The organism is Moraxella nonliquefaciens, from assembly GCF_001679005.1.
Classification (GTDB): Bacteria; Pseudomonadota; Gammaproteobacteria; order Pseudomonadales; family Moraxellaceae; genus Moraxella; species Moraxella nonliquefaciens.
The window spans coordinates 43,534-62,723 of sequence record NZ_LXTW01000003.1; the positions used below are offsets into that span (position 1 = coordinate 43,534).

Annotated in this window: 12 protein-coding genes and 1 pseudogene; 10 read left to right on the forward strand and 3 right to left on the reverse strand. The window is 43.4% G+C overall.

Annotation, left to right across the window (positions count from 1 at the left end; translation table 11 throughout):
- Positions 1-71 precede the first annotated feature (71 nt).
- Both A7456_RS01405 and A7456_RS10835 read right to left on the reverse strand, forming a co-directional pair.
- The gene (locus A7456_RS01405) at positions 72-2,774 is read right to left on the reverse strand and encodes a class I SAM-dependent DNA methyltransferase (RefSeq protein ID WP_067006828.1); all 2,703 of its coding nucleotides are present in this window, start codon (positions 2,772-2,774) and stop codon (positions 72-74) included.
- Between the two features lie 284 nt (positions 2,775-3,058).
- Positions 3,059-3,172, reverse strand: coding sequence for a transposase family protein (locus A7456_RS10835; RefSeq protein WP_082995379.1), 114 nt, complete (start codon positions 3,170-3,172; stop codon positions 3,059-3,061).
- Positions 3,173-3,534: 362 nt separating this feature from the next.
- On the opposite strand from A7456_RS10835, the pseudogene A7456_RS01410 reads away from it, so the two are divergent.
- The 10 genes and pseudogenes from A7456_RS01410 to A7456_RS01455 all read left to right on the forward strand — a co-directional run bounded on the left by A7456_RS01410 (position 3,535) and on the right by A7456_RS01455 (position 15,230).
- A pseudogene (locus tag A7456_RS01410) lies at positions 3,535-4,595 on the forward strand (NADH:flavin oxidoreductase/NADH oxidase).
- A gap of 106 nt (positions 4,596-4,701) precedes the next feature.
- The gene (locus tag A7456_RS01415) at positions 4,702-5,361 is read left to right on the forward strand and encodes an NAD(P)H-dependent oxidoreductase (protein WP_067006831.1); all 660 of its coding nucleotides are present in this window, start codon (positions 4,702-4,704) and stop codon (positions 5,359-5,361) included.
- A gap of 69 nt (positions 5,362-5,430) precedes the next feature.
- Positions 5,431-6,543 (forward strand): S-(hydroxymethyl)glutathione dehydrogenase/class III alcohol dehydrogenase, encoded by a 1,113-nt coding sequence (locus tag A7456_RS01420; RefSeq protein ID WP_067007352.1) that lies wholly within the window; start codon positions 5,431-5,433, stop codon positions 6,541-6,543.
- Positions 6,544-6,806: 263 nt separating this feature from the next.
- Positions 6,807-8,801 carry a BCCT family transporter gene (locus tag A7456_RS01425; protein ID WP_066891681.1) on the forward strand — a complete coding sequence of 665 codons (1,995 nt, stop codon included), beginning with the start codon at positions 6,807-6,809 and terminating at the stop codon, positions 8,799-8,801.
- A gap of 144 nt (positions 8,802-8,945) precedes the next feature.
- The gene (gene parE / locus A7456_RS01430) at positions 8,946-10,850 is read left to right on the forward strand and encodes a DNA topoisomerase IV subunit B (RefSeq protein ID WP_067007355.1); all 1,905 of its coding nucleotides are present in this window, start codon (positions 8,946-8,948) and stop codon (positions 10,848-10,850) included.
- Complete coding sequence (gene tilS / locus A7456_RS01435) at positions 10,851-12,308, forward strand: tRNA lysidine(34) synthetase TilS (protein WP_067006834.1); 1,458 nt, start codon at positions 10,851-10,853, stop codon at positions 12,306-12,308.
- A gap of 67 nt (positions 12,309-12,375) precedes the next feature.
- Complete coding sequence (proC, locus tag A7456_RS01440; RefSeq protein ID WP_066891687.1) at positions 12,376-13,218, forward strand: pyrroline-5-carboxylate reductase; 843 nt, start codon at positions 12,376-12,378, stop codon at positions 13,216-13,218.
- A gap of 203 nt (positions 13,219-13,421) precedes the next feature.
- On the forward strand, positions 13,422-13,919 hold the full coding sequence (locus A7456_RS01445) for a YggT family protein (protein WP_227713250.1): 498 nt from the start codon (positions 13,422-13,424) through the stop codon (positions 13,917-13,919).
- Between the two features lie 126 nt (positions 13,920-14,045).
- On the forward strand, positions 14,046-14,285 hold the full coding sequence (locus A7456_RS01450) for a DUF2789 family protein (RefSeq protein ID WP_066886148.1): 240 nt from the start codon (positions 14,046-14,048) through the stop codon (positions 14,283-14,285).
- Positions 14,286-14,465: 180 nt separating this feature from the next.
- Positions 14,466-15,230 (forward strand): sulfite exporter TauE/SafE family protein, encoded by a 765-nt coding sequence (locus tag A7456_RS01455; protein WP_067006840.1) that lies wholly within the window; start codon positions 14,466-14,468, stop codon positions 15,228-15,230.
- A gap of 121 nt (positions 15,231-15,351) precedes the next feature.
- On the opposite strand, the gene A7456_RS01460 is transcribed toward A7456_RS01455, so the two are convergent.
- Positions 15,352-19,190, reverse strand: a 3,839-nt coding sequence (locus A7456_RS01460) for a S8 family serine peptidase (RefSeq protein WP_067006843.1), incomplete at its 5' end; no start/stop codon positions are given.

The following is a 19,190-nucleotide window of genomic DNA, read 5'->3' on the forward strand; positions in this document are numbered from 1 at the left end:
TCAAAGACTCGTCATAAGATGGTGTGTCTTTGATACCTTTGTGGAATATGGCAATATGGTTTAAAACCATCTTATTTTTTGCTTTTTGTTTCTTCTTCGCTAATCATTTTTTCATAGAGTTTAAAAAGATATTCTAGTCGCTCACTATCACTGTTAAATGGTTGTAAGCGGTAACATTTTTCGATGGCTTCATTGAGTGCTTGGTGAGCTTTTCTTAGGTCAGAGGGCATAGTTTGAGAGTTATACATCCACGCCAATGTTTTACCGATATGATTAGCTCGAGCATCAAGAATATCAAATACATATTGAGCTAATAATTCTTCTTGTTTCTTGTCAATTTTTGGAAATGGGAACGTGTTGTAGCATAGTTTTGCTGAATATCTATAGCGAGTTTCTAGCTTTCCACCAACTGCTCTAACCCAAACCATGTGCATACGACTGGTAACCACTGCAAAATGCCAAGGTTGGGCATAATACATAGCAAAATTAGGAGCGACAATAATATTATCCACTCCCAAAAATCCCATTGGTATATATTCTCTCTGTTCAGAGGAAACGCTTGGAATAAAGATAGAGTCTGTTGGAAAATATCTAATTTCCGCAAATTTATGTGGTATTTCGCTCAATACCTGAGTTGAAGATCTTTTACTTGCCAATCTTACTTCTTGGGTTTTCTTAACTCTTTCTGCAATCGGTGGAATGGTTAACGTATTTTGCAACTCATTATCTTCAATCCATATACAGAATTTATTTACACCTCTAATAAATTCCAATGCACCAACAAGTTTTTTGATATATGGTGCAGCCTCTGGATTTGATGATAATAAATCATCTTTTTCTTCTTCTGACAGTAATAAGTTACCTCCATCATTTGCCATGCTACCGAAATTAATTTCAGGCAAATTAGAAATGGCGTTAACCCTAGGTTTTATAAATATATCCTTGCCATCAATTAAATATGCATTGATATTTTTAGCAACTATTTTATGTATGATATTTGATGCATTTTGTTTGAAAATATACTTTTCTGAATTTGAGTTACTTCGCAAGGATACAATTGAAACGGTAACGCCTGCATTTCCTTTGGCATTATTTGTCCACTTAAAGGAAGGGTATGCAAAATTAATTTCAATATTATTTTTTAGCAAATGAGGCCATAAGATAGCAACTTGCTCACCTTGATTGATTGAGTTTGTCGTAACAAAAGCAAATTTTGCATTCTGATTAAGAATATATTTTGTGGCGAGATAAAACCAGCAGGCTATATAATCAAGGTTATTAAAAGCAATTGATGTGGAATCAAAAATGCGTTTCATATCATTTTTTTGAGATTTATTTTGAAGTCTAGCACCAAGATACGGCGGGTTACCAATAATATACACTTCATCAGAATTACTGATTGGACATACTTTTCCCCAACTAATTTTAGTAGCATTCCCTTGTTGAATATTACCAACAGATTTTAACGGTAATATCGAAGCCACTTCTGCATACTCAAACAACCGTTCTTCAAAGATAATATTCATTTGATGTTCAGCAAGCCATAGTGATAAAATCGCCACTTCATGAGCAAAATCATCAATCTCAATACCATAAAATTGAGAAATATTAATCTGTGAGGCAAAAGCATTGGGCATAGCATCATTTGAAAGCTCAATAATTTTCTTGATAATCTCAATTTCAAGCACTCGAAGCTCTTTGTAAGTAATAATCAAAAAATTTCCGCTACCACATGCTGGGTCAAAGAACTTGGTATTTGCAATACGATTTTGTAGCTTAAAAAGCTGATTAATCGTATTTGCTTTCTCAAGCTCTTCATAAAACTCATCAAGAAACAAAGGCTTGATAAGCTTTAATATGTTTGGTACAGACGTATAGTGTTGCCCAAGCTTACTTCTATCCACGCCAGTCGTTACAGCTTGAATCATTGAGCCGAAAATATCAGGATTGATATTTTTCCATTGCAATTCGCCAAGCTCCACCAAGATTTTGCGTGCTTTTGCAGAAAATTTTGGTGATGAAATCTTATCTTGAAACAAGCCTCCATTGACATAAGGGAATTTAGCCAAAAACTCAGGTAAGCCTGTTGTATCTTGGGAATCCAATCTGGCAAATAGCTTATCCAAAAATACATGGGTATCCTTACCGCTGTCATCAGTATGTTGAACTAATGTATTGGTAAAAATACTATCATCGGGGAAAATGCCTGTATCTTCAGCAAAAAAACAAAATAGCAACCGTGATAAAAATACATTCAAATGATGAATTTGTTCTTTTGACTGATAGATATCAGGATTTTCTTCAATCAAATGGTCATATAGTGTTGCCATTTTATAAGCAGCATTTCTATCTGCCTCATTATCATTGGCTGAATGATAAACCTCACTTCCTGCAAGCGGTAGAAAAAAGTCATAGTGCTTCGGCAATTCCTTCAACTCAATATCTAATGTCTTGCCAAGCTTAAGATCTTTAGCAACTAAACGCTTAAAATCAGTCATAATAGCAAAGCGTGGGCTATGCTTTAGTACGCCTGCATCTTGTGCAATGTCATCAATGGCGTTTAAAAGATTATTTTCATCTTCAATACGAAATATGATTTTTTTGGCATATAGCACTTCATCTTCTCGTTTGGAGCGATTTTGGTCACCTTTTTTTAGACGAGTGACTACGGATTTACTGATGTCATAGGCAATCAAAAATTCATAGATAAATTCATCTTTGTTTAAATTGGCTATGATTTTCTCAAGGTTATTTTCAATTTTGTGGCTACTCATGGGATTACCTTGTAATAGAATGTGTTATTTGTTATCTATAAGCTTATTTGGGGCTAATTTCGATATGTTGAGACCAGTTATCGATCATTAGAATCAGACATTCCAGTAAACTTTCTGAAAAACCACCCAATCCACCCAAAACAAGCTTCACCTTAAGTTAAAATCTTACCAATGATTTACGATAGTGGTTCTTAATATTTTAAAAGCTGTAAACTTGGCAAAGATATGTTTTACTTTAACCCATGGTTTAGACAGCAGTGTATTATAGTCTTTGGCTTCTTGTACTAATGGCTTTTATGGATAAGGGTGCCTTCGTGTATGCCAAAGTCAACGGCTATCTGCTCATAGGTGCGATATTCCTTAAGATACTGTAAGGTTGCCATTAATAGATTTAGCATGCCAATTTTAAGTTTTCTGCTGCCCCTTTGATGTATGGTCGCTTGTGTTTGTTTTAAACAAGCAAGCTATTATTAAAGACTTCTCGTTTAAAGCCAACTGGGCGTTTGAGCTTTTCATCAGATAAGTGCGTAGATACTTCATGGTTCATTAGGGTATTGTAACATGAAAGGGGTTTTGCAGGAAATCTAATGTTATCTGGTCGGAAAATGTGAGTGGTGATATCAGCCATATTGATAAGCACATATTAAAATAATCAATTTGAAATAATAACACAATTTTTTTTAAAATATCAGCATCTAAAATTTAGTATCAAAATAACTTAGCATCTAAAACGATTAGCATCTAAAACAATAGGACAATCATGGCAACATTTCGCAAAATCCTAAACCCCATCAGCCTAAAAAACCTTGAACTAAAAAACCGCATTGTCATGCCCCCAATGTGCCAATATTCTGCCACGGACGGTGTGCCAAATGACTGGCATTTGCTCCATTACACCGCCGAGCGGTGGGCGGTGTGGGCCTCATTATCGTTGAGATGACCAATGTCGCTGCCAATGGCCGCATTACGGCAAACTGTTTGGGGCTTTGGAATGATGAGCAAGAACAAGCGTTTAAAAAATTGGTGGACAGCGTGCATGCACAAGGGGCGAAAATTGGCATTCAAATCGCCCATGCAGGCCGTAAAGCCCAAGATGAGCCAAATGCCGTTGCCCCGTCTGCCATTCATTATGGTGAGCTTGACTATGCTGGGCAAAATCTCATCACCCCAAGACAGCTGAGCATTGATGAGATAAAAGCATTGGTGCAAGCATTTGCCGACTCTGTCAAAAGAGCGGTGAATGCAGGCTTTGATGCGATTGAGCTTCACGCCGCCCACGGTTATTTGATTCATCAATTCTACTCGCCCAAATCCAATCAGCGTACGGACGAATATGGTCAAGACAAAATGCTATTTGGCGAACAAATCATTCAGGCTGCCCGCAAAGTGATGCCGTCTGAAATGCCCCTAATTGTGCGAATTTCCGCCCAAGAATATGGCGAAAACGGCTTTGACAGCAATTATGGCGTACAAGTCGCCAAACGCTTCTCGGACGCAGGGGCGGACGTGTTTGATGTAAGCGGTGGTGGAGACGGCGTACTGTGTGCAGGCAAGCACCCCGAATTTTTTGCAGGCTATCAAGTGGAGCTGGCTCGTAAGGTCAAACACGCCACAGGCAAACCTGTGATTGCTGTGGGCATGCTAGATGACCCTGCCGTGGCTGACCATGTGCTTGGCGTGGGCGATGCCGACCTTGTGGCGATAGGTCGTGGGCTGCTTCGAGACCCATATTGGGTGCTAAACGCCCAGTATCAGCAAAACCGCTCAGATGGCAAAGAGGTGCAGTTTGTGCCAAGGCAATATGAGCGTGGGTTTATGTAAATTTTTCAGCAATGAACGGTATTTTTGGGCGATTTGGGCTGTTTAATCATGCTTAAATCGTGTTTAGATACATTGTCATAATCATTCATTATTTTGGAGTTCAACCATGCAATTTTTTAACAAAGATGACGTTTTAAACGCCTTTCATCGCCGTGCTTCTACCCGTTCGTATGACGGTAGCCGTAAAATCCCTGCCGATGAGTTTAATGCCATTTTGGAAATGGGGCGACTCTCCCCAAGCTCGGTAGGTTCTGAACCTTGGCAATTTTTGGTGTTACAAAATGCCGATTTACGCCAAAAGTTAAAGCCTTACTGCTGGGGCATTCCGACCATGGAAACATCCAGTCATATCGTTGCCATACTTGCCAAGAAAAACGCCCGTTATGACACGCCTTATTTTGGTGAAATCATGGACAGACGAGGGCTTATGGGTGATGACCGTGCCAAGGCATTGGAGGTGTACCAAAAATTCCAAGAACAAGACATCGCCATCTTAGACACCGAACGCAGTCTGTATGACTGGGCAAGCAAGCAAACCTACATCGCACTTGCCAATATGATGACAGGGGCTGCCATGATTGGGGTGGACTCTTGCCCGATTGAAGGTTTTGCTTACAAGGAGGTGAACCAGCTTTTGGCAGACGAGGGTTTGTTTGACCCAAATGAGTGGGCGGTGTCGGTCATGGTAACATTTGGCTATCGTGATAAAGAGATTAAGCCCAAAGCACGCAAAACTTTTGAACAGGTTGTGAAGTTTGTGGAATAGTGTTGATTGATTGATCACTTTGCATTTAATATTTACCATTTTTATCATTAGGTATCCATTATGAACACCATTAAATCTCGTGCAGCGGTGGCATTTGCCCCCAACGAACCCTTAAAAATTGTAGAAATTGACGTAGAACGCCCCAAAAAAGGTGAGGTTTTGGTCAAAATCACTCACACAGGCGTGTGCCACACAGATGCCTTTACCTTATCAGGTGCTGACCCAGAGGGGCTATTTCCTGCCGTACTTGGGCATGAAGGAGCGGGCGTGGTGGTAGAGGTAGGAGAGGGTGTAACAAGTGTTGCCGTTGGCGACCACGTCATTCCGCTTTATACAGCAGAATGTGGTGAGTGTCTGTTTTGCCAGTCTGACAAAACCAACCTATGTGTTTCTGTGCGAGCCACACAAGGCAAGGGCGTGATGCCAGACGGTACTAGCCGTTTTTCATATGAGGGCAAACCGATTTATCATTATATGGGCTGTTCTACATTTAGCGAATACACGGTGGTTGCTGATGTATCACTTGCCAAAATCAACCCCGATGCCAACCCCCAAGAAGTCTGTTTGCTAGGGTGTGGGGTAACAACAGGCATTGGTGCGGTGCATAACACCGCCAAAGTGCAGGCAGGCGACTCTGTGGCAGTGTTTGGCTTGGGTGGTATTGGTTTGGCAGTCATTCAAGGGGCAAAACAAGCGAGTGCTGGGCGGATTTTTGCCATTGACACCAACCCTGAAAAATTTGCGTTGGCAAAAGAATTTGGGGCAACCGACTGCCTAAACCCAAAAGATTTTGATAAACCAATCCAAGAGGTACTCATTGAGATGACCAAATGGGGCGTTGACCACACTTTTGAATGTATTGGTAATGTGAATGTCATGCGTGCAGCGTTGGAGTCGGCTCATCGTGGTTGGGGGCAGTCGGTGGTTATTGGTGTGGCAGGGGCAGGAGAGGAGATTTCTGCCCGTCCTTTCCAACTTGTTACAGGCAGAACATGGAAAGGCACGGCATTTGGTGGCGTCAAAGGTCGCAGCCAATTACCCCAAATGGTAGAGGATGCCATGAGTGGCAAAATCCGCTTATCGCCTTTTGTTACGCACACCATGCCATTAGAGCAAATCAATGACGCTTTTGATTTAATGCACCAAGGTGAGTCAATCCGTTCGGTGGTGCATTATTCTTAACTCTTAAATGCTGGTTTGGTAAAAAGACTGTCTTTATGGGCGGTCTTTTTTGTGTAAATGATACTAATTCCTAAGCAAATTTTATTTTTTGGCTAAATTGTGTTACAATCTTTCGGATATTAACAAATTTTGGACAGATTTTGTTCAAAATGAACGTCATTGGTGCAATCAAATATGAATAGGACTGATGTATCTCATCAGTCTTTTTACTGGGTTATTGTTTATCCATATTTTATTGCACTACCATATCATAGGAGTGTAATATGAGTACGTCTACACCCAAAAAACACAAACATGGACTGAACATGCCTGTGTTTTTGACATCAGCAGGATTGATTACCTTTATTAGCTTGTTTGCTGTTTTATTGCCCGAGCTTGCAGATAAGACCTTTAAAGCGGTGCAATCGGTGATTGTAGATAATGCCAGTTGGTACTATGTGCTGACGGTGGCGATTATTTTATTGTTTAGCGTGTATTTGGGATTGTCAAAACTTGGTAACATCAAGCTGGGCCCTGACCATTCTCGCCCTGATTATAGCAATTTTTCATGGTTTGCCATGCTCTTTTCGGCAGGCATGGGCATTGGGCTTATGTTTTTTGGTGTGGCAGAACCTGTCATGCATTTTTTAAACCCACCACATGGGGATGGCAGTACGGTAGATGCTGCTCGTCAAGCCATGCGACTTACCTTTTTTCATTGGGGCTTGCATGCTTGGGCGGTGTATGCGGTAGTGGCTTTGATTTTGGCATTTTTTGCTTATCGGCATCATCTGCCACTTACCTTGCGTTCGGCTTTGTATCCACTCATCGGAGATAAAATCTACGGCCCTATCGGTCATGCGGTAGATGTGTTTGCGGTGGTAGGGACGCTCTTTGGTTTGGCAACGTCGTTAGGCTATGGTGCGTTACAGGTCAATACAGGGTTAAATCATATGTTCTCATCCATCCCTGTGGGGACAACCAGTCAGGTGATTTTGATTGCCATCATTTGTGCACTGGCAACAGTATCGGTCATCTCAGGGCTTGATAAGGGCGTAAAAATGCTCTCTGAGCTTAATCTGGGTTTGGCGGTTGTGTTGCTGCTCTTTGTGTTATTGGGTGGCTCAACGGTATTTTTGATGCAAGCCTATGTTCAAAATGTTGGCTCATACATCTCAAATATTGTTGGCTTAACTTTTAATTTATATGCCTATAACAAAACCGATTGGCTCGGTGGTTGGACGATTTTGTATTGGGGTTGGTGGCTAAGTTGGGCGCCGTTTGTGGGTTTGTTCATCGCTCGTGTCTCTCGTGGGCGTACCATTCGTGAATTCATACTTGGGGTGCTGTTTGTTCCTGCGGGGTTTACTTTTTTGTGGATGACCGTATTTGGCAACTCCGCCATTGACATGATTTTAAATCAAGGCAACACCATACTGGGCGATGTGATTAATAAAGATGTGTCGCTGTCTTTGTTTGCCTTTTTAGAACAGCTTCCCATGTCAGGATTGTTTAGCCATGTGGCACTTGCCATGATTATCGTGTTTTTTATCACATCAGCAGACTCTGGGGCGCTCGTCATGGACATGCTTTGTTCACATGGTAAGGGCAGTCGTGGGGTGCGTTATCGCCTGTTTTGGTCAATCGGGGCAGGTGTGGTGGCCATCGCTTTACTGCTCGCTGGCGGTCTTGGGGCACTACAAACCATGGCAATCGCCAGTGCATTGCCCTTTGTTACGGTGCTGATGATTGCCATGTATGGGCTGTTAAAGGCTCTAAACGTGGACGCCCAAAAACAAGAAATCCTACAACAAAATCTAAGCCTGCCCTTACCTGCCCAAGGCAGTGGTGTGTGGCGTGAAAGATTGCATGTCATCATGAACTTCCCAAGCCGTGGGGCGGTGAGTCGTTTTATTGACACAACTGTCAAGCAGGCGTGTCAAGACGTGGCAACAGAGCTACAAGGATTGGGCGTGGATGCTCGGGTATTAAATGAAAAATCAGGCAGTGTGGTGCTGCTGACCAATCATGGCAGTGAGATTGACTTTGTTTATAAAGTCAGTCTATCAAGCCACGCCCAACCTGAATTTGTCCACAGCGATGATGACACAACCAGTACCGCAAGTGATGACGACACCCAGACCTATTACCGTGCCGAGGTGCATTTGGGTGAAGGTGGGCAGGATTATGACATTATGGGATGGAGCAGTGAAGGGGTCATCAATGACATTGTGAGCCAGTATCATCGCCACATGCACTTTTTGCACAGTTTGCGTTAAAAGCATTTGCGTTAAAGTGATGATAAAAAAGGTGCGAAGTTCGTGCCTTTTTTGTTGGATAAAAATGATGGGATGATAAATCATCATTTTAAATCTCCGCCAAAATCGGTTACAATACCCCTTTTGTTTATCCATAAAAGTACAATGACCAATTACACCACTCAAAACCTAGAAGTCCTAGAAGGGTTAGAACCTGTCCGCCGTCGCCCCGGCATGTATACGGACACAACACGCCCCAACCATCTTGCCCAAGAAGTTATTGATAACTCGGTGGATGAAGCTTTGGCAGGGCATGCTAGGCATATCACTGTTACTTTGCACTTAGATGGCTCGCTGTCGGTGCTTGATGATGGGCGGGGCATGCCTACCGACATTCATCCTGAATTTGGGCAGTCAGGCGTGGAACTTATCTTGACACGCCTACACGCAGGGGGTAAGTTTAGCACGGACAATTATGCCATCAGTGGTGGTTTGCATGGTGTGGGCATCAGTGTGGTCAATGCTTTGTCTAAGCGTGTCAAGGTCATCGTATGGCGAGATGGCATACAGCATCAGATGAATTTTGAGCATGGCGTGGCGACAACTGCCTTAACCCAAACGCCATCCCCCACCAAGAAAAAACGTGGGACACAGGTGAGATTTTGGGTGGATGAACAGTATTTTGACAATCCCAAATTTTCCATCAAGTCTCTAAAACACAACCTAAAAGCCAAAGCCGTCTTATCAGCAGGGTTAAAAATTAATTTCATCAGTGAAATTAACCCTGATGACAGTCAAAGTTGGCAATACACGGACGGTGTGGTAGACTATCTTAGTGAACAGTTAGGTGAGCTTGCCATTATTCCTGATACGCCATTTTATTTTAGTCAAGAACCGACAGAGGGCGAGCGTGGTGGGGCTACTTTTGTCATAGCGTGGCTGCCTGAGTCTGGCACGCCCATTTGTGAAAGTTATGTTAACCTTATCCCTACCGCACAAGGTGGCACGCACGTCAATGGACTTCGCACAGGCATTACAGATGCCTTGCGTGAGTTTTGTGAGATTCACAGCCTTTTGCCCAGAAACGTTCGTCTGACCGCCGATGATGTGTGGGATGGGGTCAATTATATTTTGTCCTTAAAATTTGCCGAACCACAGTTTAGTGGTCAAACCAAAGAACGCCTATCAAGCCGTGAAGCATCCCCATTGGTGCAAACCCTTGCCAAAGACGCATTTAGTCTGTGGTTAAACGCTCATCCTGATACCGCCAAGACCATTGCTGAGCTTGCCATCAGTAAAGCTGGCAGGCGACTGAAATCCGCCCAAAAAGTTGCTCGCAAAAAAATCACCCAAGGGCCTGCCTTGCCTGGCAAATTGGCCGATTGTAAGGGCGAATTTAAAGACGGAGCGGAGCTGTTTTTGGTGGAGGGCGACAGTGCAGGCGGGTCAGCCAAACAAGCCCGAGACCGCCATTTTCAGGCGATACTGCCCTTGCGTGGCAAAATCCTAAACACATGGGAGGTCTTACATGATACAGTTTTGTCCAATCAAGAGATACATGACATTGCCATTGCTATTGGCGTAGACCCAGCGTCTGATGATTTGTCTGAATTACGCTATGAAAAAATCTGTATTTTGGCGGATGCAGACTCAGATGGCCTACATATTGCCACGCTGATTTGTGCGTTGTTTGTGAAGCATTTTCGCTCGCTTGTACAGGCAGGGCATTTATTTGTTGCCATGCCACCACTTTATCGCATTGACATTGGTAGAGAGGTGCATTATGCCCTAGATGATGATGAGCTAAACGCCATTTTAAAAAGGGTCAGCTCAAAGGGTAAGCCACAAATCACTCGCTTTAAAGGCTTAGGTGAGATGAATCCTGAGCATTTGCGTGAGACGACCATGAATCCTGATACTCGCCGTTTGGTACAGCTTGATATTGATGATTTTGCAAGCACCAACAGTGTCATGGACATGCTTTTGGCAAAAAAACGAGCATCTGATCGTAGGGCGTGGCTTGAACAGAAGGGTAATTTGGCGGACGTGGTGATGGACGTGGTGATATAGATGAGTGCCTGCCCCATTTTATCTGCCTTAACTGCCCTAAGTGATTTGCCGTATCCGCTATATTTGGCGTGCAGTGGTGGGCGAGATTCGCTTGTTTTGGCCTATGGGTGTTATTTGCTTTATCAGAGAGGCAAATTAGAAAAACTGCCTACATTGCTACACGTGCATCATGGCATGCAGCAAGCAAATGATGACTGGGCGAAATTGGTTGGGGCATGGGCGGATGAGCATGGTTTCAACTGGCAAATCCTACCCTTGACCTTGACCAAAAAAAACGAAACAACAGCACGCACTGCCCGTTATCAGGCACTGGCTGGGGCGATGGCAGATGATGGCGTGTTACTCGTGGCTCATCACGCTGACGACCAAGCTGAGACGGTACTCATGCGACTCATTAATGGGGCAGGCGTGCAGGGTTTGTCAGGCATGAGAGTATGGCAGACCAAGACGATACAAGGGCGTAAGCTTAGCATACATCGCCCCTTGCTTGGCATATCTCGGCATCAGATCAGTGCATTTGCCCATGCCCATGCCTTGGCTTATGTGGATGACCCAACCAATGAGACAACCGATAACGCTCGTAATCTCATACGCAATGACATCTTGCCACGTCTGAGTGCCCTAAATCCAAAGGTTCGCCAAAACATTGCTCGTACTGCCCATCTCATGAATGACGCTCATTTGCTCATGAATAAGACTGTCTTTGATTTATTTAAAAAATGCACTTCTACCAGCACCAACAACCACACCCCTTTTGTGGACTGTTTGGACATTCAGGCGTTACGCACATTATTGGTATTTGAACAGTCAGCGGTAGTGCGGTTTTTTGTGCAAGGGGATAAGCCCTTAGCACCCAGTTATCAAACCATGAGCGACACCATGGCTCTCACTGCTCGCACCGATGGCGACCATAGCACAAAGATTTTTTGGCAAGGCGGTATTGATGAGAATATGGATAATACGGCGATTGTGTTATGTCGTTATAAAGACACTTTGTATCGCCATCATCATGATTTATTTTTGTTATTACAAGACAAAATGAGTGATGATAAAATACCCCTAACATCATCTAAGATGATTTTAAAAAAAAACGCCACATTTGCCATTTTTTTAGAGTGTCATGATGGTCTTTATGAGTTGTTGATGGATAAAATGGCTTATATCAAACCCATCACTCGTGATGAGTGGGTTTGGGTCTGTGAGGGCTATGTGGATAAAGATGGTCAGACCCAAATTGGCTCTACCAAGCTGGGCGGCAAAAAACTCTACCAAAAACTAAGCATCCCTACATGGCAACGCCCCAACCTGTGGGGGATATACGCTTATGATGAACCTGTGCTGATGATGAGTATGGAGAAGTATTGGCTGACCGACAGCACCATGTTTGGTGATTTATTTGCTTTATTTGATGGCAAATACATGGGGCGGACACTGTTGGCAGTGGATAAGCTTATCTAAAATTTTGCACAATTTAGCCATTTCATGTAAAATGGCGGATTGGTCAGACTTTTAAATGGGGCAATATATGACGGACTTTCACGTATTACACAATAAAACCGTGGCATTCATTGGTGGCGGTAACATGGCAGGGGCGATGATTGATGGTCTGTTGACCGCCAAACGTTGTCATCATTTGGCTTTGAGTATTGGGGTTTCGGATAAAAATGCCGATAAGCGAGACAGATTTGCAAGTCAAGGGGTACTCACCGCCACACCAGATACCGCTCATCAGCTGATGACACAGGCGGACATGGTGGTGCTTGCCGTTAAGCCACAGGTATTGATGGAGGTTGCCCCAAGTCTTGCCCCACATTTGGCGGATAAGCTTGTCTTATCAGTGCTGGCGGGCGTGCCATGTGCGACACTCCAAAGAGTCTTAGGCTGTGGGCGTGTGGTGCGTGCCATGCCAAATCTACCATCTGCATTAGGGGCTGGAGCGACAGGACTGTATGCCGATCAGGGGGTAAGCTCATTGGATAAGGACATGTGTGAGATGGTCATGACAAGCTGTGGCGTGGCGGTGTGGGTGGATGATGAAACCAAACTACATGCTGTAACAGCGGTAGCAGGGTCTGCTCCTGCGTACTTTTTTTATGTCTTAGAACATATGATTGCCCAAGCGATGACCATGGGGCTCACTGCCGATGATGCACATCGGTTGGCGGTGCAGAGTATGGTGGGGGCAGGACTGCTTGCCAAAGATGCCAACCCACAGGCACTGCGTATGAGTGTAATGTCCAAAGGTGGCACGACCGCACAGGCAATATCTTCGTTGGAGCGTGATGATGTGGGTGGTGCATTTGGGCGGGCGATGATGGCGTGTTATGACAGAAGTGTAGAATTGGGTGAGTTATTTGATGACAAATAGGGCGTGCTTGTTTTTTAAAAGCAGGGCAATCGCCTGTTTTCATACAAAATTTGCAACATATGAATCATATTATAAAGAGCAAATACGCCCCAATGTTCTTAAAAATTGACTGATGATAGAAAATACCAATTATGAATGAACCGATTACCATTATTTTTAATGCTGTTGTCAATTTTGCCTTAATCATTTGTTTTTTAAGGTTCATGTTTCAGTTTGCTGAGATTGACCCCAAGCACCCTTATGCCAAAGTTACTTATATGCTCTCAGCGGTGGTAACACTCTTTGGGCGTATTTTTCCTGACCTGGGTAAGGGGCGTTTTAGCACATCGGCGGCGGTGCTGATGTTGTTATTGACCTTCATTAAGATTGCAGGCATGGCGAGCATTTTGGGCAGACCCATGAGTCCGCTTGTGCTATTTTTTAGTGGCAGTTTGACGGCGATACTCTCACTCATTGACATGTTTCAGTATATCGTGTTTGCATCAATCATTTTAAGTTGGGTGATTATGCTCTTTCAGGTCATGCACCCACTCGTAGAACTCATCATGCAGATGGCAGAGCCAATCATTGCCCCATTTCGTAAAATCACCCCCAATCTTGGCATGCTTGACTTTTCTGTGCTTGTTGCCATTTTGGTGTTGGCGCTCTTGGAGATAGGTATTCGTATCGTGGGCGGTAATATCTTGTCAGCATTGATGTAGTGGCTTGTCTTTGTTTTTTACATTTGTATAAAAATTAGCACACAAAGCACACAATATCATGCCTAAATTTTGTTAGAATGAGACGAAATTTTATTTTTTATTTTAGTTTTTATTTTGGAGAATACCATGTTAGACAATGCCGACCATACCATGAATGACCTGTTTGCCCAGCTGGGTTTACCAAATTCGGACAGTGAGATTGAGGCTTTTATCAAGGAAAATCAACTGCCAGAGGGGGTTACCCTAAAAGAAGCACCCTTTTTTGATGAACAGCAATTGATGTTTATTGAAGAAGAATGGAAATTAGATGCTGTTTGGGCGTTGGTCATTGATGAGCTAAATACTCGTTTGCATGAAGAGAATTAATCCATCCAGACAAAATCCGTAAGATAAAACTTTTCCCAACAGACATGAAAATACCGCTTTGATGCGGTGTTTTCATTTTTGGAATAACCATTGTGATATCGTGCATATTACTTTTTGGATAAAGTTTGCGATAATTGCCCACGTTTTTATTATTTTTATCATAAGGATGGGGGGTAATTCATGTTATCACAGTTTGACAATAATGATTGGGTCATCATTGTCTTTTTTGTACTTGGGGCATTATTACATGGGGTTACAGGCTTTGGCTACCCCATCGTGGGAACGGCGATTATTGCCAGTTTTTATGAGCTAAAAGTGGCGGTGGCGATGGTGGTTGTGCCATGTATCGTGCTTAATCTTATCATGTTACGCACCGATGGTACGATTATCGGTAATATTCTAAAATACGGCAAAGAGTATTTTTGGCTATTTTTGACAAGTTTTGTTGGTGGGATTATCGGTGTTAAGTTGCTACTACTGTTCGCTGAGAGTTATCTTAAAATTTTTTTGGGGATGACGCTCATTTTTTATGTCATGACACAATATACCAAATATCGCATTAGGTTTAAAAAAGACAACTTAACAATGGCCATTTTTGGTTTTATTGCAGGTGTGGTAGGAGGTGTTACCAATGCGATTGTGGCGTTTTTGATGATTTATCTTTTGGGGACTGGTCGCACCAAACATGAGATGGTCATTGTCAATAATATCAGCATTTTGATTACCAAAATCATTCAAATTGTCATGCTCGCCCCTGTGATTATTGGCTTTGATGACAAAAAAATGTGGTTGCTTGGTATTGTGATTTTTATTTCGCTATTTTTTGTTTATCTTGGTTCATACATCAGAGATAAGCTCTCCCAAGAGATTTTTAATCATGCCATCGCTGTCATATTATTGGTATTGGGGGTGTATGCTCTATGGCAAGGGGTGAGAATTTTGTAAAATGTCATTTTTGGGTTAAATGCTCCAAGTTAAATGCTCCAAGTTAAATGCTTATGAATACTTACCAGTTATCATCACAAAAACGGTTCAAAAGTGAACCGTTTTTGTTTGGTGGGATGATTTAGAAACGGCTGTTTAGGGTAAGTTGTACACGGTCGCCGTCTGATTTTTCGCTTTTGAAATAATCATAATCTAAGCTGAGACGATTTTTTGGGTCAATCTGATAGCTGGTACCTAAACTGGCTTGGATTTTGTCTTTGCCAGTCTCCCACGCATCAAAGACGACATCGGTATTGGTACCTAAGTAAGCACTGGTAACCGTCGCATCTTGCTTAAAGGCATTATCGTATTGCAAGCCTGCTTGTATTTGCCATTGGGGGCTGATTTGATGGTGTGTGTCTACGCCAATGGTGCCTTGCCAGTGAGTGGCGTCAATGTCTTTGACCATAACAACACCATCATTAAAATTGGCATTATCATGCTGGTATTGGTGATAGCTGACGCCAATGTATGGTTTGATACTGGTGTTGGGGCTTAGCACATAAGAGGTGCCAAGATGCACACCGCCAGCATAGAGCTGACCGTCATATTTTTGTTTGGCATTGGTGTTGTTTTTGGCATCACTGCCTAACACTCCTGCTTTTGCCCACAGTGTGCCTTTGGTGTTGTTACCCAAAGTGCCACTCATACCTACTGTTAGGGCGGTAAGGTCTGTTTTGATGTTGTGGTTGGTGCTACCGTTTTGTTCATCAAGTTCTAAATGACCTAGGTCAAGTTGCAAACCTAACCCAACACGTTCATCTGTTTTTGCCACGCCAATGCTTTGATTTCGGGTTTTACGTTCGCTTTGGCTACTTGGTAGATCAAGTTCGTATGTTTGGTAGATGCTTTTTAGCCATACGCCATTTGGAGCGTTTGCCATATTTTTGGCAAAGTTGGTTGCTTGGGTACTACTTTGTTCAATGGCGTGGATGGCATTATTGGCATAAAAAGCAGGGTCAAGGGCAAATAGAGTTTCGTTATATTTGTCGTTAATGATGGCAGGCGTGCCAAATTTATCAAGTGTGGATTTGTTAGTCGCCATTGATATTTTATTGGCAAATCCTGTGGCAAACGCCATCTCATGGGCGGTGAGTGTGCCTACATCATCTTTGACATCCAAAGTGTTTAGTACTTTATCTATGTTTTGCTCAACCATACGTCGCCCAATACTGGCAGTGCTTTCACTGCCCATGGTGGTCAGTTTGTTGCGTTTGGCACTGACCACAACGTCAGTTTTGGTGGTGGCGTTAGGCGTGGTTTTGCCATCTGTACCAACTCTGCCACTGTATTCGGTTTTGATGATGCTAAATAGGGCGTTGCTTGATTTGACATTATCAAAATTACCACTTAATTCACCTGCTCTTAGCACGGTGGTTTTTGAGCCTGTCTCTTTGATAAGTGGTTCGCTTTGCTTAACTTCATCATATAAGTCTAGCGTACCGTCTACTTGTGCTTTGCCAGTTACGTTAAGTAAGTTACCAAATTTGGCTTTTAGGGTGCTGTCATTATTCATGGTGTAGCTACCATGAATGCTAAGATTGCCCTCGTTATTGACAGCACCGCCAGTTTGTTTGATGCTGCCTGTTGTGCCATAGCCTGTGAGTTCACCGCCTGTCAGGTTGATGGCTGAGCTGGCATTATTGCCATTGATTTCTAAGATGCCGTTTTGGATGATGGTCTCACCTTGGTAGCGGTTATCGCCTGTTAGGACAAGTTTGCCATCACCTGCTTTGGTAAAGCCGTATTTGCCTTTGATGTTGTTAGAAAAAACAGAAATGGTATCTTTGCCACTGACGTCCAGCACGACACCATCCCAATAAAAACCACCATAGCCTTGGGTGGCAGCAACCGTATCTAACAGACCCCAACCAGTTTGCCATGTGATGTTTTTGCCACCGATATTATCAATGGCGTTACGCTCTTGCCATGGTGTTTCAGCTTTTTGAAGGATGATTTTGTTGCCTTTGTCATCAGTGGTTTCATAAATTGGTTGTTTATCATTAATCTCTGACTCTTTTACTGGCACAAGAGATAAATATGTGGCACTTCTTTCTTTAATCTCATCAAAATCCTGAGCGGTGCTAAGTAAGGTCTGTACCAGATTCTCATTTTTCATCCAAGGATAAGCCCCTTTGACCAATAGGGCTGTGCCTGTAACACGAGCTGTGGCAGGAGATGTGCCTTTATAAAATTCTAATTTACCCTCGTTATTATGGCTGTAACTTGTGGATGGTGCTGCCAGACACCATGTGGCGGCTTGACCACAGTAATTGGCATGGGCAAAATCTTCACGAGGTGATGACACCGCCAAAAAGCCTTTTTTAAAGATGGGGTTAAGCTCAGGAGCAAGCCTTTCTCCGTAGGTTGTCTCTTTGGTTTCATTGCCTGCGGCATGAATAAGTAGAGCATCTCTATTGACAATCAGCTCATGAATGGCACGTACCTGTGGATGCGTACTGTTTTTGGTATCGCCATCAGGGGTGTGCTTTATGGCGGTGTTTAGCCACTGATTGTCACTCTCATTGGCATCTGGTGTGTAGCCCCATGAGTTATTAAAAATCTGGACGCCGTGAGTTTTGTTTAGTTGTAGCATGGCGGTGAATTCATCGCCTTCATTGCTTTTATCGCCATCGGTATAAGCGTGAATGGTGGCATTGGTCATGCCGTTGTTACCTGCAATGATGGCTGCCATCTTAGAGCCGTGTGAATTGACAGGTTTGTACTGTTCATAAGGCAGGTGATTGGTGCAGTGGTTGCTGGCAGGACAATCCACCAAAATAGTGTCACTTAATTTTGCTCCGTCAAGGTCAGGGTTCTTAGGATAGATGCCACTATCTATCACACCTACGCTAAGCCCAGTGGTATCGATGCTACTTTTTAGCTCGTGTAGTTTTTTGGCATATTGCTGTTGGCTTAGACCATAGAAAATCTCTGTTTTGTTGCCAAAGGTTTGGTTTATATTGCTAATGTAGTTATCCATGTTAGAGTAACCTGTGATGGTTCCTTCTTTGGCGGTGGGCTGAGCGATGTTGGCGTGACGCTCATAAGTGGGTTGTTGTTTTTTGATGACATCATCATCCGTGGGGGCGACATAGGCACGAGCTTCGGTAACTGCCACTTGCTCCACAACTTGCTCCACAGCGGTTTTTGTCTGTGCCAAAATCGTCTCGGTACGCTTTAATACTTCTTCGGCACTTGCCACAGCGGTTTGGGCGATACTGATGGCTTCGTTATTGGCACTGATGGCTTGGGCATCGTTTAGCGCTTTTTTGGCATCGTTTAGCGCTTGTTCTGCTTGGGTCTTAGCCTGTACTGCTTGGGTTTGGGCGACTTCGGCACTGGTTAGGGCGTTTTGAGTGCTAATCAAGGTAGCTGCCTGCTCGGTGGCAGTGTCAGCGGTTTGTTTGGCACCATCTAGTTTGCCTGCGATGTCATTTGTCCGCTGATGAATGTCTTTGGCAGTGGCGATGATGGTGTTGATTTTATTCGTATTGTGGTTTTGTTGTTGGGTGTTGTGATTATCAATGACGCCCTGTGCCTGTGTGATAACCTGCTCTGCTTGTTGTTTGGCTTGTTGGGCTTGTTCTAAGGTTGTGTTGGCATCGTTTAGAGCATGCTTAGCACGATTGATGGCATCTTGGTTGCCTATGGTGTTAGCAACTTGCAAAGCACTTTGGGCTTGGGTGATGGCACTTTGGGCTTGGCTTATGGCATGCTGGGCAGTGTTTAGAGCACTTTGGGCTTGGGTTTTGGCATGCTGGGCAGTATCAGGGCTGTCTGCTTGGGTTTTGGCCTGCTTTGCTTGATTACTGGCATAATTTAGCGTGTTGGTTGCTTCTTTGTTGATGGTGATGGCAGTGTCAATTTGGGTGTTAGTCTGTGCCAGCTGTTTTGCTTCTTCTTGGGCACGTTTGGCGG